General features: G+C 38.6%; 19 protein-coding genes. 9 read left to right on the top strand and 10 right to left on the bottom strand.

The window, feature by feature from the left end; all coding sequences use genetic code 11:
• Window positions 1–5 precede the first annotated feature (5 nt).
• The 6 genes from ABEG20_RS07690 to ABEG20_RS07715 all read right to left on the bottom strand — a co-directional run bounded on the left by ABEG20_RS07690 (window position 6) and on the right by ABEG20_RS07715 (window position 10,121).
• The gene (locus tag ABEG20_RS07690) at window positions 6–1,541 is read right to left on the bottom strand and encodes a DUF5689 domain-containing protein (protein WP_406826792.1); all 1,536 of its coding nucleotides are present in this window, start codon (window positions 1,539–1,541) and stop codon (window positions 6–8) included.
• An 11-nt stretch (window positions 1,542–1,552) separates the two neighbouring features.
• Window positions 1,553–3,133: a SusD/RagB family nutrient-binding outer membrane lipoprotein gene (locus ABEG20_RS07695; RefSeq protein WP_406826793.1), complete on the bottom strand. Its 1,581-nt coding sequence runs from the start codon at window positions 3,131–3,133 to the stop codon at window positions 1,553–1,555.
• Window positions 3,134–3,140: 7 nt separating this feature from the next.
• Entirely contained in the window at window positions 3,141–6,641 is a 3,501-nt protein-coding gene (locus ABEG20_RS07700) for a SusC/RagA family TonB-linked outer membrane protein (protein WP_406826794.1), read from the bottom strand.
• Window positions 6,642–6,758: 117 nt separating this feature from the next.
• Window positions 6,759–7,766: a FecR family protein gene (locus tag ABEG20_RS07705; protein WP_406826795.1), complete on the bottom strand. Its 1,008-nt coding sequence runs from the start codon at window positions 7,764–7,766 to the stop codon at window positions 6,759–6,761.
• A 488-nt stretch (window positions 7,767–8,254) separates the two neighbouring features.
• Window positions 8,255–8,782, bottom strand: coding sequence for a sigma-70 family RNA polymerase sigma factor (locus tag ABEG20_RS07710; RefSeq protein WP_406826796.1), 528 nt, complete (start codon window positions 8,780–8,782; stop codon window positions 8,255–8,257).
• 103 nt (window positions 8,783–8,885) lie between these two features.
• Window positions 8,886–10,121, bottom strand: coding sequence for a sterol desaturase family protein (locus ABEG20_RS07715; protein ID WP_406826797.1), 1,236 nt, complete (start codon window positions 10,119–10,121; stop codon window positions 8,886–8,888).
• 163 nt (window positions 10,122–10,284) lie between these two features.
• Between ABEG20_RS07715 and ABEG20_RS07720 the strand changes: the two genes are divergently transcribed.
• The 5 genes from ABEG20_RS07720 (at window position 10,285) to ABEG20_RS07740 (ending at window position 15,314) form a co-directional block, all read left to right on the top strand.
• The gene (locus ABEG20_RS07720; RefSeq protein ID WP_406826798.1) at window positions 10,285–11,043 is read left to right on the top strand and encodes an ROK family protein; all 759 of its coding nucleotides are present in this window, start codon (window positions 10,285–10,287) and stop codon (window positions 11,041–11,043) included.
• Window positions 11,044–11,130: 87 nt separating this feature from the next.
• Window positions 11,131–12,546 carry an NADP-dependent phosphogluconate dehydrogenase gene (gene gndA, locus ABEG20_RS07725; protein ID WP_406826799.1) on the top strand — a complete coding sequence of 472 codons (1,416 nt, stop codon included), beginning with the start codon at window positions 11,131–11,133 and terminating at the stop codon, window positions 12,544–12,546.
• Between the two features lie 30 nt (window positions 12,547–12,576).
• Entirely contained in the window at window positions 12,577–14,091 is a 1,515-nt protein-coding gene (gene zwf / locus ABEG20_RS07730) for a glucose-6-phosphate dehydrogenase (RefSeq protein WP_406826800.1), read from the top strand.
• 138 nt (window positions 14,092–14,229) lie between these two features.
• Complete coding sequence (gene pgl, locus ABEG20_RS07735) at window positions 14,230–14,955, top strand: 6-phosphogluconolactonase (RefSeq protein ID WP_406826801.1); 726 nt, start codon at window positions 14,230–14,232, stop codon at window positions 14,953–14,955.
• 5 nt (window positions 14,956–14,960) lie between these two features.
• Window positions 14,961–15,314 (top strand): DUF5655 domain-containing protein, encoded by a 354-nt coding sequence (locus ABEG20_RS07740; RefSeq protein WP_406826802.1) that lies wholly within the window; start codon window positions 14,961–14,963, stop codon window positions 15,312–15,314.
• A gap of 435 nt (window positions 15,315–15,749) precedes the next feature.
• Here the strand turns inward: ABEG20_RS07740 and ABEG20_RS07745 are convergent, their stop codons facing one another.
• The 3 genes from ABEG20_RS07745 to ABEG20_RS07755 all read right to left on the bottom strand — a co-directional run bounded on the left by ABEG20_RS07745 (window position 15,750) and on the right by ABEG20_RS07755 (window position 19,362).
• On the bottom strand, window positions 15,750–16,631 hold the full coding sequence (locus ABEG20_RS07745; protein WP_406826803.1) for an exopolyphosphatase: 882 nt from the start codon (window positions 16,629–16,631) through the stop codon (window positions 15,750–15,752).
• On the bottom strand, window positions 16,631–18,691 hold the full coding sequence (ppk1, locus tag ABEG20_RS07750) for a polyphosphate kinase 1 (RefSeq protein WP_406826804.1): 2,061 nt from the start codon (window positions 18,689–18,691) through the stop codon (window positions 16,631–16,633). The genes ABEG20_RS07745 and ppk1 overlap by 1 nt, the downstream gene beginning before the upstream one ends.
• A gap of 101 nt (window positions 18,692–18,792) precedes the next feature.
• On the bottom strand, window positions 18,793–19,362 hold the full coding sequence (locus ABEG20_RS07755) for a hypothetical protein (RefSeq protein ID WP_406826805.1): 570 nt from the start codon (window positions 19,360–19,362) through the stop codon (window positions 18,793–18,795).
• 75 nt (window positions 19,363–19,437) lie between these two features.
• Here ABEG20_RS07755 and ABEG20_RS07760 point away from each other — a divergent pair, with 75 nt between their 5' ends.
• The 4 genes from ABEG20_RS07760 (at window position 19,438) to ABEG20_RS07775 (ending at window position 23,000) form a co-directional block, all read left to right on the top strand.
• Window positions 19,438–19,929, top strand: a complete 492-nt coding sequence (locus ABEG20_RS07760) for a YajQ family cyclic di-GMP-binding protein (RefSeq protein WP_090979043.1) — start codon at window positions 19,438–19,440, stop codon at window positions 19,927–19,929.
• Between the two features lie 129 nt (window positions 19,930–20,058).
• Window positions 20,059–20,499, top strand: coding sequence for a GNAT family N-acetyltransferase (locus tag ABEG20_RS07765; protein WP_406826806.1), 441 nt, complete (start codon window positions 20,059–20,061; stop codon window positions 20,497–20,499).
• A gap of 66 nt (window positions 20,500–20,565) precedes the next feature.
• The gene (locus ABEG20_RS07770; RefSeq protein ID WP_406826807.1) at window positions 20,566–21,162 is read left to right on the top strand and encodes a DUF4142 domain-containing protein; all 597 of its coding nucleotides are present in this window, start codon (window positions 20,566–20,568) and stop codon (window positions 21,160–21,162) included.
• Window positions 21,163–21,398: 236 nt separating this feature from the next.
• Window positions 21,399–23,000: a S8 family peptidase gene (locus ABEG20_RS07775; protein ID WP_406826808.1), complete on the top strand. Its 1,602-nt coding sequence runs from the start codon at window positions 21,399–21,401 to the stop codon at window positions 22,998–23,000.
• 110 nt (window positions 23,001–23,110) lie between these two features.
• Here ABEG20_RS07775 and ABEG20_RS07780 read toward each other — a convergent pair whose 3' ends face one another.
• A complete protein-coding gene (locus tag ABEG20_RS07780) occupies window positions 23,111–25,234 on the bottom strand; it encodes a xanthine dehydrogenase family protein molybdopterin-binding subunit (protein ID WP_406826809.1) in 2,124 nt (707 codons plus the stop codon).
• Window position 25,235: the final 1 nt, after the last annotated feature.

Genomic DNA, 25,235 nt, shown 5'->3' on the forward strand with positions numbered 1-25,235 from the left:
CTTTTTTACTTATCAATTAAGGTTGTAATACCTCCTGTTTCAATTGCACTCAGTACCGAAGTATTGGTCAGTACTACACTTGTCATCGTTCTGACTGCTTCCCATCCACCTTTGGTTGCTTTATAAATACCACCTAACTTTGCGAAACTTACAGCAGTCGGAAAACCTGCAAAACGCTTGGAAATATCATTGGTTCCTTTTCCATAATATTCCTGCGGAACTTTTCCGGCGTAAGTGGCAAATTTGTCTGTGATCGTAATTCTTAATCCAGCTTCAGGAGGTCCGGCTGTATAGAAACTACCGTTTGCTCCGCCATAAAAAATTACATCTAGCGGAATGGTATTTGGAGTAACATTCGTTCCTTCAAATATAGCAATCCCTGCAACGTTTCCGCTGTTGGCTAACAGGTTACCTGTAATTGCACCTACACCATCTGCACCTGGCAGCACGGTATAATCTACACTTGAAATCCATTTTGATGCTGGTATAACAGTAGAAGCAGATCCGTTGATACGCTGCCCTGCACCACCTACATAGAAAAACTCTCCTTTTTTTACAGATCCGGAAGTAAGGTTAAACTTGTAAGTTCTAACTCCACCGGTGTTCCATCCCAGTATAGGAAAAGTAGTTGCGCCGGCATTATTATTCGTGTAAACTGAGAATGGCGTAACTGAGAAATCAATATCTTTGGTTGCTAAAAACTGAATATATTCATAATTTCCATCCGTTCCATTCGGATCGGCGAGAAAGCCTGATATAATTGCAGGAGAAAGCTTAGGCATCGGAACGTAAAAAAAATCTTGTATCGTTCTCATCCTGTATTCAATTTTTTTTGAATCTCCGTTACCTGTAACATATACAATACCTGTAAAATTACCGGATGGCTGAATTGCTGTATTGGCAAAGCTGGCACTCGAACTTGTTCGTATTGTGGCAACTCCAAAACCATCATTTAGTTTTTTATCTCCTGAATATACCACATCGCTGGCGGGTTCCGGATCATATACCGCATTATTAATGGCTACCAGTGTACTTTCATAGCGATCAGGATTGGCTAAAATAGCGCTTGTATTTGCAGCCTGCAACTTAATAATTCTGTTGGAAGCAACCTTGGTGATAGCAGAAACTGACAAACCGGTAATTTGTAAGATCCCATCCACCCGCTTCAGCAATCCGCCTTCAAGTTTAATATGTAAGGAATCTCCAGGAACAAAATTTGCTGCTGCAGCGCCAAGGTTGAATGAAATTCCCCTTAGCGAATCTGCTGTACCATTAATACGGCTGTTTTGCAGTGCAATTAATCCAGGCGCTGAATTACCTGATCTAAAATCGGAAACGACGACGCCCCTAATAGCTACAGCACCTCCAATAGCATCTGGATTGAGCGATAGTTCTGATCCTTTATAGTATCTTCTCAGGTCAAAATTAGAAATAAAACCACTCTCCGAAAATTTATAGGGAAAGTCACTTTCTCGCTTGCAACCTGTATATATCGCAATAATTAAGATTAGTGTACTAAAATATTTGAACTTATTTTTCATGATGAATCTGTTTAAGGTTTTTGCCACCACATTAGTGTATTCACATCATCAGGTCCCTGTGCTGTCAAAACATTTTTGTAATTAGTTGGGTTGGTGGATTGTGCAAGAATTGGATAATATAAACGAACAGGCATTTTTCCGCCATTTAACAAACTAGATCCTTTAGGAAGTAAAGGGTGGCCCGTTCTTCTGTATTCAAACCATTGCTGAAAATCTACCAAAAACAAGGCATAATATTTTTGTAAATGGATCAGTTCAAGCTTACTGTTTGAACCGGCTGTTTTGTTATCCAGGGGCAATGCATTGTTCCAGTTAAAATCGCCTTTTAAAGCATAATCTCTGACAGCCGCACCGTCTCCAGAAGCATACAAAGCTGGAATCCAGTAATTTATTCCATCAGCAATACCTTTGTAATAGTAAGTATCGCCTGTTCCGTTGATCCAGCCTCTGGCAGCAGCTTCGGCTAAAATAAAATCAACTTCGGCCACACTCATAATCACACCGGTGTAAGGATCGGTTTGTAAAGACAGCGGATTTCCCGATTGTGCGTCAGAATAAAAATAAGCCTGCTTTAAAGGTGCTCCATTACCTATGGGATAAGCACTTGGAATACCAACATATCCGGCAACTCCTGCGGCTATACCCCATCTGTTGACGTTGTTCTTTCCGTATGCCGGATTGATTCTTGGATCACCCCATGAAGTTAAGTTGTTGATAAAAAAATCAACTATGGCAGGTGTTCTGAAATCTGCTGGCCGAACACTAACCATAAAAGGTGAAGAGTATAGCGCCGTGCTGCTGTTTGTACCATTCCAAAGAATTTTAGCAGTATGGGTATTATCAATCATAATAGGATACTTGGTAGGGTTAGTATCTACAATTTCCTTGATTTTTGCTATTGCCTGTGCGCTTGCTTCTGCTTTACCAGAAATACGCAGTAAAAGCCTTAAATACAATGAATTTCCAAATCTTCTCCATTTAGAAATATCACCATTATAAACCGGATCACTGTTCGGCACAATGGCCTGATTTGCCATAAGCAATGTATTTGCTTCTTCCAGTTTACTAAGCAGCGACATATAAATATCTTTTTGTTTATCAAAAGCGGGCTCAAGCAGGCCAGACTTACCCTGGTTGGCTTGTGTATAAGGTACATCACCATATGTATCGGTCAATAGTTGCATGGTCCAGGCTTCTGCAATTCTTGAGATCCCCTGATAGGAGGTATTAATTGAGGCGGGATCACTTGCAATGGTATTAATATCCTTTATGTTGGTTAGTTCCGAATACCATGAATTCCACATTGCGTCAGATAGTGTTCTTCTGATGTCATAGCGGTAAATTCTACCTTCCAGCACTTCATCTACGGTTGAAACTGAAACCTGCATTAATTCATTATTGATACTCCTGTTCCGGATTAAGTTTGCACTCAACACATTGGTTAACGTGGGAGCCAGTAATTTATCAGCCGTTACCTTTGGCACACCAATTGGATCTGTATTGATTTTGTCGAAATCTTTCTTGCAGGAAAAAAATGAAGTTCCCATCACCAGCAAAAAAGCATAGACTGTAATATTTTTAATCTTTTTCATTTTCTTATTAGTTTATACCCACTACTAAACGTGCACCAAAAGTTCTGGTTGATGGCAATTGTCCAACCTCAAAGCCTTGTACAATGTCGCTGCCTGAGAGTGTACCAAATTCAGGGTCGAATGCTGGCCATGGCGACCAGGTATACAGGTTACGCCCGTATACACCTATCGTTATCCTGCTCAGGCCTAAACTGGATACCAGCCTTTTCGGGAAAGTATAATTGATATTGGCTTCCCTGAACTTTAGATAATCTGTTCTGAACGTACTTCCTTCAGCATTGAGCGATCCATACATGGCTTCATAAAAAGCACCGATATCAGTTGCAATGGTCTTATTAGGACTATAGGTAAGTCCATCAGGATTTAACATTACACCATCTCCGATTAAACCGCCATACCTTCCCGGAAGGGTTAATTTTAATTTACCAAGCCCTGCCATTCTTGCAAAGGTTAGCGAATGGGCAACAGCACCCAACTGCGCATCAAATAACACATTGGTACTAAATCCTTTATAAGTAAAACCTGTACCAAAACTAAATCTAAACTTAGGCATGGTGTTGCCCAGGTATTTTAACTGTGTTTGATCTGGAATAGCTTTACCGGTGTTGTCAAATATAATCTGGCCATCAGGTGAGCGTTTTAATCCAAAACCATATATATCGCCCAAACTGCCTCCAACGTTAGCGACAATCTGCGTACCGCCAATAGGACCAGTCCTCAATATAACAGCGCTATCTGCAAGCTCTTTAATGGTATTTCTATTTGCAGAAAATGTTCCGTTAATTGTCCATTTGAATGACCTGCCTTGTAATGGCGTTGCATTTACTGACATTTCCAAACCTTTGTTATCTACACGGCCGGCATTGAATATCGCAATCGAGTAGCCTGTTGCCCGATCTATAGACCGGCTTAATATCTGGTTTTTCGTACTTCCGGTGTATGCAGCAAAGTCGAAATTTAACCTGCTTTTAAATAATCTTAATTCGGCTCCTACCTCAATCGTAGTGGTAGATAGCGGCTTTAAGTTATTGTTAGGCAGTATGCCCGGGTTTGTCATTGCTCCGCCCGGATAAATTCCATTTGCGGCTAAAGTATAATTATAGGCCGTTCGATAAGGTGTCGTTCCACCGCTACCCACTTGCGCAATCGATCCACGTAGTTTGAAATAACTGATTTGCGCAGGCATTTTCCAAAAATCTGAAGCAATAAATGACAAACTTGCAGATGGATAGAAAAATCCAACATTATCAGTACGAAGTGGAGATGCCAGGGTACTGTTCCAGTCCTGTCTTCCGGTTAAATCTAAATACAGGTAATTTTTTAGCGAAAGCGACATGGTACCATACAAACTATTAATATTAAATCGGGCAGTATCAGGAACCGAAATCAGCGGGTTTTGATTGTTTTCTAAGCTATAATAAGCCGGAATAATTAATCCATCAGCACGAAGCTCCGATTTGTTGTAGCGGTTTCTTAACTGGCTGCCTCCTACCGTTGCAGAAAGTTTTAAATCTTTTGATAAATCTTTATTATACCTTAATAGAAAATCGGCATTTATTTCATAGGAATTTATGTCCTGGATACGGTAAGATCCCTGAGCAAATTTTGAACCTGCAGCATCCCATGGACGCTTGGTTTCCCGGATATCATGATTAAAATCGATAGACGAACGAACCAGTAAGCTTAAATTACTGGTAAACTTGTATGTGGCCTGAACATTTCCCAGAATACCATTTCTTCGCTGTCCATTCAGATACTGTTCAGAAATCGCATAGGGTCCTTCTGGAAAACTCGAGGTTAAGTCTAAAAATTTGCGTTGCTCCTGTCCGGCCACCCAATAGTTTTTAAACCAATCCAAGTTCATATTTGGATGGGCAAACATAAACCAGTACATTAATGACTGATTACCATAACCTGTTGCAGGTAAGTTATCACTGTGCCTGTTATTATAGCTGGCCTTAAAAACAATGTTTAGTTTTTTGGTTATGTTACTATTTCCCGACAATGAGAGCGAAGTACGTTCTAAACTTGTATTAGGAACTATCCAATCATTATTACCGTGACTTGCAGTAAAGCGTAATCCTACCTTTCCGGCATTTCCATCTAAACTTACAGCGTTTGTCGTTTCAACGCCTGTCTTGAAAAATGCATCTAGCACACTTGGGTAAGCCACCCATGGTGTACGTGTTGTACCTCCTTTCTGGGTAGTTGGGTCGTATTGGAAAAACATGCTTGTTCCATCAAACCTTGGCCCGTAAGTAGAACTGGTTGCATGGGTATCTGCACCATCTGCATTTGTACCAAAGCTGTAATAACTTGCGCCACTTACCCCAGCACCATATTCTTGCTGTATATCGGGTCCACGGTTAATTTGCTCAAAAGCGGTATTAGAAGTAAATGTGATATTAAAATTTCTTTTTTTGCTACCTGCAGATTTAGTGGTAATCACAATAGCACCATTTGCACCCCTTTGCCCGTAAAGCGCAGATGCTGCCGGACCTTTTAATACCGTAACATTTTCTATATCATCAGAATTTAAGTCGTTAAGCGCACTTCCGAAATCTGTCGGCAAAATATCTCCTGATGTTCCATACACGCCACCACCTGTTCCTGCTGTACGTTTTGCACTACTGCTGGCCACAACACCATCAATAACAATTAAAGCTTCATTATCACCGGTTAAATTATTTTCTCCACGAAGGATGATTTTATTAGATCCGGCAAGACCGCTGTTACGAACCAAGTTTAAACCTGCTACTTTACCAGATAATGCATCCGTCCAGTTGGTGGCTACTGCATTTGTAAATGCAGAACTATCTAAAGTGGTAATGGCATATCCAAGCGCTCTTTCCGATCTTTTAATACCCAAAGCGGTTACAACAACATCATTTAACGAATTGTCTGATGTTACAAGTTTAATTGTCCCTACTTTCGTTTGATTATTGCTTAAAACTTTTACATTTTGAACGATTTTCTTTTGATAACTAATAAAATTAGTCTCAACAGTATATGTTCCAGGTGAAACATTAATCGTAAAATTGCCATCATTATTGGTTTGTGTAACGCGATTTAATTCAATAATTCTTATTGTTGCAGCGGGCACTGGCTGGTTACTTTCATCAACAACTTTTCCGGTAATCGTTCCATTATTGCTAATTTTGGCAACAATTAAAATATTATTGATGCCGCCTACTTTATAGGTAAAAGGCATGTCTTTCAAAAGCAAAGTAAGTATTTCGCTTACAGTGCGTAGGCCTTTGGGAATATATACCCTTTTCTGGTCATTAAACTGGGTGTTATTATACGCTATGCTATTTCCACTTAACTTTTCTAAAGTTTCAAAAGCTTTTTTTAATGTCATGCCATCCGCTTCGAATAAAAATTTTTTATCGCTTTGTGCATGGGTATATGAGAAAGAGAGCAGATTCAACATCATTATGGTTAAGATCACCATAACTTTTGAGGGATACTGATGGAAATTTTTAATCCATCGGGTATTAATTTTCATAACTTTACTAAGTTTTACTTTGTCAAATGAGTATACAGTTTTCAGGGCTTGAAATGTGTCCAGCATTTCGAGCCATTTTTCGGTTTAGTAATTTTATATCATATCTATCTTTATAATTTATCGTTCATAAATGATTACTTTATTTTCATAGATTGTATATTTTGAATCTGATAACCTAGCAATTACATCCATAATTTGCTTTACCGAACATTTGTCAAATTTTGCGGTAAGCTTTATCCCTTTTAAAGCTTCGGTTTTAATTTCCATATCAAGATCATATTCGCGTGAAATGATCTCGGCAATTTCACTTAAAGGTTTGTCATAGAAAAAAAGCTTATACTCCCTCCAACCGTTAAAATCGGCGGCATTTATCTGCATTTTGTTAAGCCTGCCTCCGTTTTTATCGATGGTGAGCTGTTCATTTGGCAGTAAGAACTGTACCGGGCCGTTTTTACCGTTTTTTGAGCATATTACCCCAACTTTTCCGGTCTGTACCGTAACGGTAATATCTTTTAATGATGAATAGGCATTTATATTAAACGAAGTACCCAGTACAGTGGTGCTTACTTTGCCCGTATAAACCACAAATGGTTGTTTGGCACGGTGCTGCACATCAAAAAAAGCTTCGCCCTCTAAATAAACAATGCGTTTACCGGTATTGAAATTTGTTGCATAACGAATTTTGCTATCGCCGTTCAGATAAATATTAGAGCCATCGGGCATGGTTACCAGTCTTTTCTGTCCTCGTGGATTGTAAATTTCGTTATAGGCCACAACTTCGGCCTTCTTTGTACTGAAAGTATTAAAATACAATGTCGGTAAGAGCGCCATCAATACTATTGCAGCGGCAATGGTAAAATATTTGCGGTAATTGATTTTTCGGATTACAGGCGATTGATCGGTAGCGCTATTTTCGATGTGCTGTTGGATTGACGCCCAACTTTTCTGTTGATTTGCAGGCTTGTTGAGTGCGTAATCTGCGACCTCAAAAGCCTGTAAGGTTTCCCTGAAAATCTGCTGGTTCTGCTGGCTGCTGTCCACCCAGGTCAGTAAATCAGTTAAATCTTCACTGCCAATGTTTTTTTTGCTGTAATCTTCAATTAGTTTGTAGTAACGTTCGTTCATTTAGTCGTGCTGTTCTGGATGTAAGACAGATTAATGGATGCCGATACGTAGCGAAAAAGATCAAGTTATTGTTAAGAAATCGTTAAGCATAATGAAAGAACTAAATGCATTAATAATATTGAAGGATTGTTTCATCGAAGAAAAAATATAGATGCTTTTAATTTGGAATAAAAGTCAGTGTTTCATAAATCCTGTAGCCCCCCCATCCGCTACATATCCATAGGAAAAAATCGGGATCCGCTGCAATTTAGCTACATTCTGAGCGCCTGTAGATTAAATAAATCCGATCCGAAAGCTAGCTATGGGATGTTGGGAAGAGCTTCCGATCTTTCATCCGAACCCGTACCAAAAGCGGGACTGAAAACCGCCATGGAAAACTGAGCCTGCCTTTCAAAAAAACTAATGCGGGTAATATTTCGATAAAATGATCTTCTCAAGGAAAATGAGTATTAATTAAGTATATATTCAAGCAAAAGAAGGAAGCTGAATCAGATCTCCAACCGGTCAGTTTTGAGCGATCTAAAGTTTTTCAAGGCCTGGTATAATAAAGTTTCTACCGTTCTAACAGAAATACCCAATAAATCAGCAATCATATTTTTTTCAAGTAGGTCAATGCGACTCATTAAAAGCACCTCCCGCTGCCTCTCAGGTAACAGGTTGATCAGCCCCATAATTTCAGAATAGGATTCCCTGCTGGTAAGCTGTTCCTGGGGATTTAAATAAGTATCCGGGTAATCGAGTGTATCTTCACGATCGGTGATACTTAAAATATGGAGTTTTACACGCTGAATTTCATTAAAGGCTAAATTTTTTGCTGCAGCAAACAAGTATTTTTTGATCGATCTGATCTGAAGTTCATCCTTTTTGTCCCAAAGCTTCATAAAAAGATCAGCAATAAGTTCCTCAGCCTTATTGTAATCTTTGATGTAAATAGAGGTAAATCTGCATAAAGCAGGATAATACCTTTTAAAAAGTGTTTCCAATGCCAGGCTGTCTTGATTTGCCACTAAAGACATTAAGTCTTCATCACTTTTAATTAAATATACATCCTTCATCTTGCCAGCAAAAGTAGCCCGGCAACGTTACGGTAATATTAAGTAATCTTTTCGTTTAGGTTACCTATGTATTAATTGTGTTGGATTGATAGTTAAAAACGTGTTTTTGATACAGACTATTCAAAGAAAAATTACGCTCCAGAATGATCAATCCTACAACCGGGAATATTAAAAGTTCCATGATATTAAAACTATGAAAGAGATAACCGAATACCAGTATCAACCTGAAACATTCGAGGTAATAAATCCACTTGCGCTGCTCTAACAAGGCGCCGATATTGATCAGGGTAATCAGGATAAAAATCAAAATGGCTACTTTATGTGCTAAGGTTAACGTTTCGTAAAACATGGTTGTACCAGTAAGCATCGCTACCACCATAATCAGCTGGATATTCAGATAAATTTTAAACCTGGGTTTAGGTTTTGCTTCATGTTGCAATTTATTCTGATAATAACGTTTCTCTAAAATCGGTCTTATATTTTGATCCATCAAAGCCGGGCTGCCAAAAACAGCATTCCATTTTGCCTTAAATCCATTTGCGCGCCTGTAGGCCTCTCCTATTTCCAAGTAGTAATGAAAATGCTGCCAAAGGAAACTATAACTTTTAATCGGGTGCGTTAAACCATATTTTGGGGCTTCTTCTTCTTTTTGGAAGGTACCGAAGAGTTTATCCCAAAAAACAAAAACATCTCCATAATTTTTATCCAGGTATTTCTCATCCGATGCATGGTGAACGCCATGTAAAGAAGGTGTAATCAGTATATTTTCCAACCAGCCCAGTTTACCCACTAATTGCGTATGTGTAAAAAATGAGTAAGCGCCATGGGCTAAAAGTATAGTGATGATCATATTAGGATGAAAACCCAATAGTGGTAATGTGCACCAAAATACATTACGGAAGATGGCCTGGATGGTGGTAATTCTGGCCGCTGCCGATAGGTTGAACTCCTCACTTTGATGATGAACAATATGAGCGGCCCACAGGAAATTAATCTCATGTCCTAACCTATGGTACCAGTACCAAACAAAATCTGTAGCTAGCAATAGCAAAATCCATACATACCATTTGGTGGAAATATCGAAAATAGCGTAGTTGGCATATACCCAATGGTATACCTGATAAAAACTGGCCGCGATGAATAAATTTAATAATCTCTCGGCAATACCTACACTAAAATTTGCAACCGTACTCTCATATTTAAAAATTTTAGCCCTCTTTTGGTGTTTGGCGATCTTAAATTCAATAAATACAAAAATAAAAAAAGCTGGAATAGCAAATGCAAGGTAATTTACCGTCATAAAAATTTATATCTTTTTAAGTTAACGAAACAAACTTAAATATATTCTACTAAATATATAGATTTTATAGTATAAAAATTACTGTGTCTGAATTAATCAATATTCATTTAATGTTTGCCATTTTAATTTATTTGTAGAACTTCGGAATTATAAATACAAAATTATGGCTACAGAGAAAAAAGCTGCAAACAACAATATATTATCCATCGATATTGGTGGTACGAGTATAAAAACGGTTCTTTTAGATGAAAGTGGAACGATGCTTACCGAATATTTAAAAAGTAAAACCCCGCCGGAGGCTACCCCTAAAGATATTGTTTCGGGTATTGTTGAATTAATTAAGTCTTTCCCTGACAGCTATAATCGCGTATCAATCGGTTTTCCGGGTTACGTTAAAAACGGTATCGTTAAAACCGCGCCCAACCTGGCCAAAAACAAATGGGCAGATGTTGATCTCGCGCAGCGTGTTGCCGATGTACTTGGCCATCCCGTACGTCTGGTAAACGATGCCGATCAACAGGGCCTGGGTGTAGTTGATGGCAAAGGTTTTGAAATTGTTTTTACGGTGGGGACTGGTTTTGGAACTGCACTATTATTTGATGGTGAATTACTCCCCCATTTAGAACTGGCGCATTTTCCAATTAATAAAGAAGAAGATTATGACGATTATATCGGAAACAAGGCTTTTGAAAAAATTGGTGCTGAACGTTGGAATAAACGGTTAAAAAAGATCATCGAAATTTATAAAACAGTTTTTAATTATGATACGCTATATATTGGCGGTGGCAATTCTAAACACATAGACTTTAAATTAGAAAGCAATATTAAAATTGTAACCAACAGAGATGGAATTAAAGGGGGGGCTAAACTTTGGAAACTGGCTGATAAGTATAATATTTTCACTGTTGAGCCCAAAAAATAATTAATCTTTTATTACAATCATTTAACAACAATCCCTCCAAAATTAATTTGTAAACCCTAATTTTGGGTACATTCTAAAATACAAAAAATGGCAAATAACGATTCTGAAAAATATAAATTGGGAATGATCGGTTTAGGCACAATGGGCCGTAACCTTTTATTAAACATGGCTGATAAAGGCTTCTCTGTAACCGGTTACGATAAAGATATCAAAATGATTGCTAAGCTTGAAGAAGAAGGCAAAACACATCATTTGGAAGGCTTTAACAATATTGAAAGCTTTATTTCGAGCTTACAAATCCCACGTACCCTGATTTTATTAGTACCTGCAGGTCCAATTGTAGATAGTGTTATTGCCGAATTAAAACCACTTTTGAGCAAAGGTGACATCATCATTGATAGCGGGAACTCGCATTTTACCGATACCAACCGCCGTGTTGACGAGTTAGAGAAAGAGGGCCTGCATTTCTTCGGAATGGGTATTTCCGGTGGTGAAGAAGGTGCACGTTTTGGTCCGAGTATGATGCCCGGCGGAGATAAGCAGGCATACAATGTTGTAAAAGATGTTTTTGATGCTGTAGCGGCAAAAGTAGGTACCGATCCCTGCGTCACCTACATTGGTCCTGGTGCTTCAGGCCACTTTGTTAAAATGGTACACAATGGTATAGAGTATGCCATTATGGAACTTATTGCCGAAGTATACGGCATCCTTAAAAATGGCTTGGGTTACTCAAATGAAGAAATTTATAAAGTATTCAAAAAATGGAACGAAGGCAGGCTGCAATCATTTTTATTGGAAATTACTGCCGAAATCTTCCTGTTTAAAGATACTGAAACACAAAACGATCTTTTAGATCAGATTAAAGATGAAGCCCGTTCAAAAGGTACCGGAAAATGGACATCGGAGGTTTCAATGGAACTTCAGTTACCTATACCAACCATTAACGAAGCGGTTTCTAACCGTGATTTATCTAAATTTAAAAAACTAAGGGTTTCATTAGAAGAAGCATTTGGTAAAAAAGACACTAAAATTGAGGTTACGGTTGAAGAACTGGAAGATGCATTTTACTTCTCGATGATCAGCGCTTATGCCCAGGGGATGCATTTACTGGTTCAGGCATCAAAAGAATATCAATACGGCCTGCAGTTACAGGAAATTGCCAAAATCTGGCGTGGAGGTTGTATCATCAGGGCTAAATTTTTAGAAGATATCTACCAGGCTTATGATAAAAACAATGCTCTTGAACATTTATTCGGTGATGCGGGTATTCAGAACATCATTAAAGACACTTTATCGGGCACACGTAAAACTATTAGCGCCAGCATTAATGCTGGTTTAGGTATCCCCGCTTTTGCTTCTACCCTAACCTATTTCGATACCATCACCACTGGCAGAATGCCTTCAAACTTAATCCAGGCACAAAGAGATTTCTTTGGCGCACACACCTTCGAACGAATTGATAAGGATGGTGTATTCCATGCCGACTGGAATAAATTATCATAAACTAATTAGACTCACGAACAAAAACATAAAATGAAAACCAAAACCGCATTAAACCCTACCATTTTTGTCATATTTGGTGGAACAGGTGATTTAAATAAAAGAAAATTAGCACCTGCCCTATATAATTTATTTATGGAGGGTTACATGCCTGATCAGTTTGCTATTATTGGTACAGGGAGGACTGAATTTACTGATGATAGTTACAAAACTGCATTAGAAGAAGCTGTGAACGAGTTTTCGCGAAGCGGAAAAGTTAAAAAGGATAAATGGGAGGATTTTGGAAATACGATACACTACTGCCCTACCGATTTTGCACAGCCAAAAACTTTCGAAAACCTAAAAGCGGCTGTAGAAAAATATCAAAAAGAATTTGGTGCAGGCACACAGGTCATTTTTTATCTTGCAGTTGCGCCTAATTTCTTCCCGATTATTGCTGAATGTCTGCAGAAATACAAACTTACGCAAGATGAAGACAATAGCCGTATCGTTATCGAAAAACCTTTTGGCCATGATTTAGCATCGGCAAAAGAGCTTAACGCATTGTTGAGCACTATTTTTACCGAAAAGCAGATCTACCGCATTGATCATTACCTGGGTAAAGAAACCGTACAAAACATGATGGCTTTCCGGTTTGCCAATGCATTATTCGAGCCGTTGTGGAACAGGTCTTATATTGATCACGTTCAGATTTCGGTAACCGAACAGTTAGGTGTGGGCGATCGTGGCGGATATTATGAAGGCTCCGGTGCTTTGAGGGATATGATCCAGAATCACCTCTTACAATTACTTTGTTTGGTTGGAATGGAAGCACCCATTAATTTTGATGCCGATGAAATCAGGAACCGTAAGGTTGAGGTTTTAAGAGCAATGCGTCCTTTTTCTGCAGAAGATATCCGTTTTCATACCGTTCGTGGCCAGTACAGCAAAGGCTGGGTTGAAGGTAAGGAAGTTCCGGGATACCGCCAGGAAAAAGGCGTTGATCCTCACTCAAATACCGAAACTTTTGCGGCCGTTAAATTCCATATCGATAACTGGAGATGGCAAGGTATTCCTTTCTATTTAAGAACAGGAAAGCGCTTAAACCAAACTTCATCATTAATTACCATTCAGTTTAGAGATGTGCCACATCAGATTTTCTCATCAGAGGTAACCGAAAACTGGCAACAAAACAGGTTGGTGATTAGTATACAACCAGAAATGAGTATCCGCATGCAGGTGCAGGCCAAAAGACCCGGATTAGACATGGTACTAAACCCTGTTGATATGGTATTTGATTATAAAGGTACTTATGAGGGTGATACACCAGAAGCCTACGAAACCTTGTTATTGGATGCCATGATGGGCGATCAAACCTTGTTTATGCGCGGCGATCAGGTAGAAGCAGCTTGGGAACTCGTAATGCCGATTTTAAATACCTGGGAAAGCAAAAAATCAATCAATTTCCCTAATTATCCTGCGGATAGCTGGGGTCCAGAAGAAGCTGAAGCACTTATTGCGAGAGATGGTTTCCACTGGTTTAACCTGCCGTTAAAGAATAAGGAATAAATTTTTACCCTGTTGTTAGCCTGAACCGAGCTTTAGCGAGCGCACCGAAGGTAATTTATTTCAGGGTCTTATCAAGATAGATGCTGAAATAAATCCGATAGCTATCGGATCAGCATGACGAATTTTATTATTGACAGAATGAATCTACTCATATATAAAACATTAGAAGAACTAAACCAGGATCTGGCAGACTACGTAATCAAGATTGCAGAACTGTCTATCGAAGAAAACGACCGTTTTAATTTCGTACTTACAGGCGGTAGTTCTCCTAAAGCACTTTACCATTTTCTTGCTACTGAAGGGCAGCACAGAATCGATTGGGAAAAAGTATATTTCTTCTTTGGCGATGAGCGTAATGTTCCTGCCAATGATGAGAACTATAACGGATTGATGGCCAAGAAAACCATTTTAGATCCGCTGGGCATTAAAGAAGATCATATTTTTTATGTTGATACTACTTTGGCTCCAGAAAAAGCAGCTATCGAATATAAAAAAGCAATCGACAAACATTTTAATGGTGAAGACATCGTTTTCGATTTAATCCTTTTAGGTATGGGTGATGATGCACACACTGCTTCGATTTTTCCACATACTACTTTGGTTAAAGATGAAGAAGTAAACGTAGCAGCTGTATATGTAGAAAAGCTGGATACTTATCGCATCAGCTTTACTGCACCATTGATTAATAAAGCGGATAACGTAGCCTTTTTGGTATTTGGCGGGAATAAAGCCGAAGCACTGAAGCATGTGATTGGTGATACAGAAAAAAATCCTGATCTGTATCCTTCTCAGCTAATCGATCCGATTGACGGTAAATTAACCTGGTTTACTGACGAGGCTGCGACGAAGTTATTAGAAGATTAAAAATCATGATGTCTGAAAAAAAACATTTATCAGACTTTTTAAATGGAAAAACGGAATATACCCTTGGATTATTCCGTTTTTTTATTGACCAGCTGGCCGAATTTGGAGAAATCAATCTTCGAGCAACAAAAACGATGATTGCCATCGAATCTAAAACCAGTTTTGCTTACATCACACAATTGGGCAAGAACTTTGTTCATGTCGTTATTCCTTTTGATCGTGCTCATGGAGAGAATCTTTGCTTAACCAAGATTACACAAATTGCAGGAACAGATCAGTTTAACCATCATTTAAGGATTTTCTTTAAAGAAGATCTTAATGATGAAGTGAAAGGCCTTTTGAAGCTGGCGATGAGTTGATACGGTTTTAACCACAGAGCACACAGAGGAAGGCATAGAGATCGTGGAGTTGGGGACATACATACTAATAACGTTACCGCTTCAAATCCGCAATACCTTCATCATTTTGTCATCCTGAAAGATAATTTATTGCAAAAATCAATATGCTTGACAGATAAATTTTAAGTAGGTATATCTCTCGAGGGATCGTCATTCCCAACTTGATTGGGAATCGTAATGCAAGTGCTTTAAGATTCCCGCATACGCGGGAATGACGACCGCAAAGTGGATTCTGTCAATGGTAGCGTAGTCGAAGGATCTTATAGCAAATCTGTTATTTCGATCTGATGGTTATGGGATTAAGCCGCACGCAGTGGAGAATCTGCCTTAATAGATTTCTCCACTGCGGTCGAAATAACGGCCTAAGAGGATTAGAGTAGTAACTTACGAATTATCCTAATCTAACTTCTCCTCAATTAATAATTTAATAATCCCGTCAGCCATACCCACTTTAGGGACATAAATTTGTTTTATACCGGTCCATTTCATTAAGGTCAAATAAATCTCGCAGGCCGGGATAATTACATCCGCGCGGTCGGGATTTAATCCAAGGGTATGAATCCGCTCTTTCAATGAATAACTGGTTAACTTATTATACATGGAGTTTAGCTTCTGCAAGGATAATGGCGCATTTTCCTTTTCATCAGACATGCGGAACAATTTATTGATATTGCCGCCAGTACCGATGCCGGCTAAATGTTTATAGGCCTTTGTATGCTCTTTTACCCAGTCTTTCATGTCTTCCCAGGTTTCTTCCTTATCCTGGTTGTCGAGCATCCTGATCGTTCCAATATTAAAAGATCTTGATGCTTCGGGTGTACCTTTAACAAAAACAGATAATTCGGTGCTCCCTCCGCCAACATCAATATACAGGTAAGTTTTATTTTCGTCTAACTCCTCTTCTATATGATTGGCGTAAATAATATTGGCTTCACGCTGTCCCTCAATAATTTCTAAAGTAATATCTGCTTCTTTTTTTATCAGCTTTACAATATCTTCACCATTACGGGCCTCGCGCATGGCAGAGGTCGCACAGGCTAAATATTCAGAAACATGATAAACATCCATTAAATTTTTAAAAGCAGTCATGGTTTTGACCAGGTCTGCAGATTTTTTCTCCGAAATATATTGATCCAGAAAGGCATCATCTCCCAATCGGAGTGGCACACGTATAAGGGTGTTTTTCTTGTATTTATATTTCCCGTCTTGTTTGCTGATATCAGCAATGAGTAACCTCACGGCATTCGAACCGATATCTATAGCTGCGTATCTTAACATTATGATTGATGCTTGGTTTTTAAATAGTTGTAGATGTCTACCTGCGCCCTTATCTTTTTACTTAATCTGTTTTTATGATATTTGTTATTGTTCAAGGCATTAATTTGCCTCGATTTGGTATTGTCTTGTAGTTGTAGGTCGATAATGTCCTGTATTTCCTGTTTCACATCATGATCGAGCACAGGAAAACCAACCTCAACACGATGTTCGAAATTCCTGCTCATTAAGTCTGCGGATGATAAATACATATCGTTTTTGCCATTGTTACCGAAGATATAAACCCGGGCATGCTCTAAAAACTTATCGATAATGCTAATAGCAGTAATATTTTCACTAAAACCCTTTACACCGGGTACCAAACAGCAGATCCCGCGGATAATGAGTTGAATTTTAACTCCGGCATTGCTCGCATCATAAAGTTTGGAAATAATACCTTCATCAGCTAAACTGTTTACTTTTAACATGATATAAGCAAGTTTACCCTGCTTGGCATTTCTGATTTCGCGATTAATAAAATTAACCAGTTTAGAGCGGCTTTCCAGTGGGGAAACAATCAGGTGCTTGAAGCCTTTAGTTACGGTACGCTTGCTCAATGCATCAAAAAGTTTAACCAGATCGTTGGTAATTTCTTTCCTTGCCGTGAAAATGCTATGATCGCAGTATAAACCTGCAGTCTTCTCATTAAAATTTCCTGTCGCCAGGTTTGCATAGTATACAGATTTCTCTTTTTCGATCCGCTTAACCAGGCAAATTTTAGAATGTACCTTGTAATCCGTTAAACCATAATTTACTTTAACACCTTCCTCCATTAAACGACTTGTCCAGTAAATGTTGGCCTGTTCATCAAAACGGGCTTTAAGTTCTAATAAAACAGAAACGGCTTTGCCATTTTTGGCGGCGTTGATTAAGGCATTGATTACTTTCGAGTTTTCTGCTAACCGATATAGAGTAATCTGAATTTCTGTTACCTTAGGATCAATTGCCGCCTCGCGCAGGAACAAAATGATATAATCGTAAGATTGGTAAGGCAAATTCACCAAATAATCACGCCTGGCGACTTTATTGAACATGCTTTGTGTTCTATGCAGATCGTGAACTTTAAGCGGTATATTAGGTGCATATTCCAATTCCTTTTTACCCACATTTGGGAAGGCAATAAAATCGCCGAACTTATGGTAGCGGTTGCCGGGAATTAAACTTTCAGCTTCCAGCTTAAGCTTGTTTACCAATACTGTCAGCATATTTAAAGGCATGGCCGAATCGTAAAGTAAACGCATGGGTTTCCCTTTTTTGCGCTTCTCTAAACTGTTTTTTAAATCATCAATAAATTTATCATTAATGTTTTTATCAATATCCAGTTCAGCATCCCGCGTTAACTGAATGGAATAAGCCTCTAAATTATCGTAGGTAAAAACGTAAAATATATCATCCAGGCAATACCTAATGATGTCTTCTGCAAGAATAATAAACTTTAGATCGTTTGTTTCAGGCAGCACCAGAAACCGCGGTAAATTAGGCGGAATTTCAATAAGCGCATATTTCTCTTTAACTTTTGTATCCTTTTTAGAAAGTTTAACAAAAAAGTAGAGATACCGGTCTTTCAATTCTGGAAAAGGTTTGTCCATATCCAGCATAATGGGAACCAGATTAGATAAAATCTTATCCCTGAAATGATTTTTAACGAATTCCCCCCTGCTTACATTTAGCTGGGTATCGTTTAAAATAAAAATCCTGTTTTGAGCGAGTTCATTAATTAAAGTAGCCTGAAAAAGCTGGTCAAACTTTCTTTCCTGTTTTACAACAATATTTTTAATCTCATTAAGAATTTTTTTTGGATTGAAGCCCAAAAGTGCCTTCGCCTTATCATTCAGATTGGTTAACCGGGTTATGGTGGCTACTCTTACCCGATAAAACTCTTCTAAATTAGAAGAAAATATAGATAGAAATTTAATCCGTTCAATCAGCGGAACAGTTTCATCAGCCGCTTCTTGCAATACACGTTCATTAAAGTAAAGCCAACTAATTTCACGGTTAAAAAATGGAATTTTCTTACTGGTCATTTAAAAAAAATAAAAAATCCCTGCAAAAACAGGGACGTTCAAAACTGCACATTAATTTGTTAAATCGATGTTAATTCATCCACACGTTAACGTTAACAAATTTATTTTTTAGCTGGTGTTTTTACCATTTTCTTAACTGCCGGGCTAGCTTTTCCAGCAACCTTTGTCACTGTACCAGTCACTTTTCCTGACGCTTTGCTTGCTGCCTTTTTAGTTGTTTTGGCGGCTTCATTTACAGCTTCTTTTGCTATCGCCACTGGTTTAGCCAATACTTTCTCGGCCTTTTCTTCTGTCTCTATCGCTGCAACTTTAATACTTTGTACTACTGGTTTTGCTTTTGCTACAGCTTTTTTAACTACTTTTTCAGCAGATTTTTCAGACTTACTTACCGCTTTGGCAACAGGTTTTTTTACTTCTTTTGCTTTTTCATTGGATGCATGCAATAAACCATCAATTTTTTGCCCCACATCAGCCTTTACAACAGTAAATTTTTTGGTTAATTTTTTAGCTACCCGCTTACTGGCCTTCCCCACCTCTGTGCTAATTTCAGATACATCATGACCTAAACTTTTAATTACATCTAAGAATTTATCAGTAATGGATTGCTCAAGTTGCTTTTTAGCATCTATTTTTATGATCTTTTTTTGAGACTTCGGCTTAGTGGTTTTCATATTATTTTCGTTTTTTTGTGAGACTGGATTAATTTCTATTAAATCTACTTATTTTTTTACTTTAAAGCTAAAACCATGCCTTCTTTTGATATTGTAAGTAAAGTTGATGCGCAAACATTAGACAACGCCATTAACAATGCTAAAAAAGAAATCCTTAACCGATTCGACTTTAACGGATCAAAAAGCACGATCGATCTGGATAAAAAAACAAATGTAATAACCATTGTTACTGAAGACGATATGCGTTTGAAAGCTATCGAAGGGTCTATCATTTCCCGGATGATGAAGCAGAACCTGGATCCAAAAAGTTTAAATTTTGGCGACGAACATCAGGCTTCCGGCAACATGATCAGGAAAGAAATCAGCATTAAAGAAGGTTTGGATAAAGAAGCAGCGAAAAAGGTGGTGGCAAAAATCAAAGCCAGCGGCTTAAAAGTGCAACCCGCTATTATGGATGATCAGGTGCGGGTTACTGCAAAGAAAATTGATGATTTACAGGCCGTGATCAGCCTTTGCAGAAATGAAGATTTTGATCAGCCATTGCAGTTTATCAATATGCGCAACTAGAAAGGCTTAATTATCTGAACTGGTTAATCGGTTAACTGCGAAAGAGGCTTAGAAAACTTAGCCAACTCTTTAAGTGGATTTTGAAAGAATTCACTCATTTAATCATTCAAAATTCAATCATTAATCAAAATGGAAATCACCGAAAATGGTTTTATATTTTCCGATCAAAAGTCACTTTTAGATCCCGAAGCAATACATCACTATTTAAGTGTAGAATCATATTGGGCTAAAGGTATCCCTTTAGCTACCGTTAAACGATCTATAGAAAATTCTCTTTGCTTTGGCATTTATAAAGACCAGGAGCAAGTGGGTTTTGCGCGGTGGATAACCGATAAGGCAACATTTGCATGGCTTTGCGATGTTTATATTAAGGAAAATTACCGTGGCCTGGGCTTATCTAAAAAACTGATATCATTTATGATTTTCCACCCAGACCTGCAGGGCTTGAGGCGTTACCAATTGGCTACCTTAGATGCCCACAGCCTCTATGAACAATTTGGTTTTTCAGCAATTCAAAACCCTGAAAATCAAATGGGCATTGTGATTCAAAATGCATACAGTAAAGGATGAGCATAGATATAAAAAACCTTTTTTCATGTCTCTTGTTTCTCATACATATCAAAACATAGAGAAAACATGAAAAAGATATTTTTATTGTCAACAGCTTTTGCGCTGGCACTTTCATTTGAGGCTTGCCAAACTGCAGACAAAAAATCGGCGACCACTAAGGATAGCGTTTCCGGCGATACCACAATGGTAAATGGTAATCACGTTGTCGGATCTGAGAGTACCGAATCGGGAGTAGACGAGGCAGGTGCAACATTTTTAAGAAAAGCAGCTGTTGGCGGTATAATGGAAGTTGAAGCAGCTAAGGTTGCTGCTAAAAATGCAAACAGTGCAGCTGTTAAAGATTTTGCAGCCAAAATGCTTGCCGACCATACTAAAGCTAATGCCGAATTAAAAGCTTTGGCGGTAAATAAAAAAGTGATTACTCCTGATGCATTGCCTGCTGATGAGCAAATTCATTTAGATGAAATGAAAAAAATGACCGGTGCAGCATTTGATAAACATTATATGGATATGATGGTTACCGATCATGAAAAAACAGTAGCCTTATTTAAGCAAGGAACTGAAAATCGCGACCAAAACATCAAAGAGTGGGCAACGAATACCTTAAAAGTAATTGAATCACATAATGAGATGGCCAAGAAAATTGCAGCTGGTTTACAATAGATTATTAAAGTATCTTTAGATCAATCAGTCGTCATTTTGAGCGGAGTGTAACGAAGTCGAGAAATCTTTTCAGATAGATCTCTCCATCACGTGAAGCTTGGTTCGGCATGACGACTTTTCTATTTCAGACTGCCTTAAGGGATATAAAAACATGCCAAAAAGAATTTAATTTTAATACAATTTCTTTCGATAAAAAATTAAAATTAACTTTCGCCGTTTAATACAAAAATACATAAATGAATAAGAGTAAAATTTTAAGAGTGCTATTCGGCATTGCAATTGCCAGTGTGGTGCCAACTTTGGCCAATGCACAAAAAGCCAATTGGCAAAATCTTGACCTTAAAAGTGATAGTACATTCGGAATCAGTACCGAAAAAGCATATAAAGAACTTTTAAAAGGCAAAAAATCTGTTAAAGTTATCGTAGCTGTAAATGATGGTGGTGTAGAAGCTACACACGAAGATCTGAAACGGATTATGTGGAGAAATACCAAAGAGATACCGGGCAACGGCAAAGATGATGACAAGAATGGTTATATCGACGATATTAATGGCTGGAATTTTATTGGCGGACCAAAAGGATCTGTAAATTTCGAAACCTTAGAATTAACCCGTCTGGTTCGTCGTGATCAGGTACGCTTTGCTAACGTTACGGATGCGAATGTAGCAGAAAAAGATAAAAAGGATTTTGAAGCTTTTAAAGCAGAAAGAGCTGAATTAGAACAAAAACTGGCAGAAGCAAAGGAAAATTTAGCCGGTATTACTGGTTTTAAAACAGCTTTAGATGCTGTAGTAAAAAAAATTGGTAAAGAAAATCCAACAGCAGAAGATTTTAAAAACTTTAAGCCATCTACAGCGATTGAAGGTCGGATCCAGAATATATTGGGCCAACAATTGGAAAAAGGTAGTTTTAAAGATTTTTACGAAGACCAGATTGTAGAAGGATTGGATTATTATACGCGCCAGGCCGAATACAACTTAAATATTGACTATGATCCCCGTTCAATAGTTGGCGATAATCCCAATAATGATAAAGAGCGGTTTTATGGCAATAATGATGTTGCAGGTCCCGATGCTATGCACGGCACACACGTAGCTGGTATTATCGCTGCGGATAGAACTAATAAACTTGGCATTTTAGGCGTGGCCGATAATGTTGCTATCATGGGTGTTCGTTGTACACCAAATGGTGATGAAAGAGATAAGGATGTGGCGAATGCAATCCGTTATGCAGTTGATAATGGTGCCAAAGTAATTAACATGAGTTTTGGTAAAGCTTATAGCTGGAATAAAGCCATAGTTAACGAAGCCATGAAGTATGCTGCATCTAAAGACGTATTGATTGTTCAGGCTGCAGGAAACGAAAACAAAAATATCGATGTTGAAAATAATTTTCCTAACCACAAGGATTTAGATGAAAAAACCATTGCATCATGGATTACAGTTGGTGCTTCAGGTCCCAAAGATGATGAAACTTTGAAAGCCAGTTTCTCTAACTTTGGTAAGGCACAGGTAGATGTTTTTGCCCCAGGCGTGCAGATCAACTCTACCGTGCCAGGTTCTAAATATAAAAACCTGGATGGAACGAGTATGGCATCTCCTGTTGTGGCAGGCTTAGCAGGCTTAATCCGTTCTTATTATCCGAAATTAACGGCTGCACAGGTAAAAGAAATTATTGTTAAATCGGTTACTAAAGTGAATCACAATGTAGAATACGCCAAAGGCGAAGGGCCGGATGCAGAAAAAGTTTCTGTTCCGTTTTCTGACCTTTGCATTAGTGGTGGAGTTGTGAATGCTTACAATGCATTAAAATTAGCAGCAACTTATTCAGGTAAATAGGTTGCTAAATAATTTCTTCAGATTGTCATGCTGAGTGAAAGTGAAGAATCTTTACAAAAAATGCGTTCCAATTTACAATGGAACGCATTTTTTGTTCAGGATATTTAGTTTTAAGCCAATATCTTATCAGGTGTAATTGGCAATGTTCTGATTCTTTTGCCAGTGGCATTAAAAACGGCATTGGCTACGGCAGCAGAAAAACCGATTAAGGCAATTTCGCCCATCCCTTTTGCCCCCATCGGATTAATGTACGGATCGGGTTTGTTGATGAAGTTAACATCTATCTCCGGTACATCGGCATTCACGGGTACATGGTAATCGGCAAAGTTGTTATTGATGTATCTTCCATAACGGTGATCGATAATTGATTCTTCGGTTAAGGCCATCCCGATTCCGCCAACTGCACCGCCTACCATCTGGCTCCGGGCTGTTTTCGGGCTTACAATAGTACCTGAATCGCCTACGGAAACAATCTTACTGATTTTTACTACTCCTGTCAAGCTATTTACCTTCACCTGCACAAAGTGTATGGAGAATGAATACATGGAGTAGCTATCTTTTTCTTTACCACCCTGGCTCTCTTTCGTTATTTCGATCTGCGGAAGATTGTTCTTTTTTAACACATCAACAAAATTAGATGTAGCATCCATATTTGAATTTGCTGCCAGTTCTGCAATTGTTGATTTTAAAGCTACACAAACATCATTCACAGCCGAGCCTACAGTAGATAGTGTAGCCGAGCCGCCCTGACTTGGTGCTGGTGGCAAAGATGAATCGCCCAATTCGAAGGTAATTTTATCTACGGGGATATGCATTAATTTGCTGGCAATTAAAGTCATGCCAGTTCCTGTACCGGGACCAATATCGCTGGTTGCACTTTGTAAAAGCAGCGATCCATCGGCTTTTAAAATACCCTTTACGCTGGCCTTACCCCTGTTGGCATTAAATACACCAACACTCACTCCATAACCGGTTTGCCATGGTCCTTCAACCAAACTGCCAGGTTTGTTTTTCCGATTGCGCCAGCCTATTTTGTCTGCCCCAATTTTATAGGCTTCCTTAATATTTTTGCTGGAAAAGGGTTTATTTTTTTGCTGATCGCTTTCAGGATCATTTTTAATTCTGAAATCCAATGGATCCATATCCAAAGCATGCGCCATCTCATCAATTGCACTTTCCAGTGCAAAAGCACCTGTTGCTTCACCTGGTCCGCGCATCCAGATGGGCACCCCCAAATCAACCGGTACAATGACATAAGAAGTATTTACATTATCGCATTGATACATAAACTTTGCCATGTTCACCACACCTTCAGTAAAATTCTCATAAGTAGAGGTTTCACCGTAAGCCCTGTGCGTAATGCCTGTTAATTTACCATCCTTATTTGCACCTAAACCAATGGTTTGTATCGCTGCCGGCCGATTACCCACCATTGTAAACATCTGCATTCTGGTGATCACCACTTTCACAGGTTTGCCAATATGTTTAGAAGCCATTATCGTTGCAATTTCAAGCGGCCAGGTACGTAAGGCCATGCCAAAGCCACCACCCACAAACTCCGAATTCACCTGGATATTTTCCATCGGAATTTTAAAAATATTTGCAATAGTACCCTGTGTAGCTTTTACACCTTGTGTTTTGGCATAAACTGTAAGCTGGTTATTTGGTCGCCAATCTGCAATAATCCCATGTAATTCCATCGGATTATGTGTTTCTATCGGTAAAAAGTATCTTTCTTCGAGCTTTACCTCTGCGGTTTTATAAGCATTTTCTTCACCACGTTTATAATCAGCCTGCCCCTGAAGCTTTTTAGCCTTCGGATCTTTCAATGCTTTCTCGAAATCGGTATTAAAAGTTTCTTTAGCATAGGTGGCATTAACTAACGAGGCGGCATAAGTAGCCCTTTCAAAAGTATTCGCCACCACAATAGCTATTGGTTGTCCGTTATAAAAAATCTTATCGGTGTAAAAAACCTTCATCTGTGGGCCACCTTCCTGCTCGTAAGCAGCAACCGATGGCTTGTTCAGGTGAGAAATCACAGCAATTACGCCCGGAGCTTTTTCGGCGGCTTTGGTATCAAGTGAGGTAATTTTTCCTTTGGTAATGGTACTGGTTACCAAAACACCATAAGTTAAACCTGGCAATTCATATTCGGCAAAATACCTGGCTTTCCCGGTAACTTTCAAGAATCCATCAACGCGATCGTTCTCATCTTTTAACATGTTCTTTTCCATA

It is taken from the genome of Pedobacter sp. KACC 23697, from assembly GCF_045348445.1.
Classification (GTDB): domain Bacteria; phylum Bacteroidota; class Bacteroidia; order Sphingobacteriales; family Sphingobacteriaceae; genus Pedobacter.